Consider the following 404-nt stretch of genomic DNA (forward strand, 5'->3'; position numbering starts at 1 on the left):
ATCTAGTCATGCCCAGGGTGAAGGTGCGGTAACACGCACTGGAGGCCCGAACCCACTCCCGTTGCAAAGGTAGGGGATGAGGTGTGATTAGGAGTGAAAAGCTAATCGAACCCGGAGATAGCTGGTTCTCCTCGAAAGCTATTTAGGTAGCGCCTCATATGTATCCTCTCGGGGGTAGAGCACTGTTATGGCTAGGGGGTCATCGCGACTTACCAAACCATTGCAAACTCCGAATACCGAGACGGACTGTATGGGAGACACACGGCGGGTGCTAACGTCCGTCGTGAAAAGGGAAACAACCCAGACCCACAGCTAAGGTCCCAAATTTTGTGCTAAGTGGAAAACCATGTGGAAAGGCACAGACAGCCAGGAGGTTGGCTTAGAAGCAGCCACCCTTTAAAGAA

The 404-nt window shown here is 52.2% G+C and carries 1 rRNA gene; it reads left to right on the top strand.

The features are described 5' to 3' along the window. A 23S ribosomal RNA gene (locus GWE18_RS42145) occupies nt 1-404 on the top strand; the annotation flags it as partial.

Origin of the sequence: Bradyrhizobium sp. CSA112, from assembly GCF_029051645.1 — a bacterium.
Classification (GTDB): domain Bacteria; phylum Pseudomonadota; class Alphaproteobacteria; order Rhizobiales; family Xanthobacteraceae; genus Bradyrhizobium.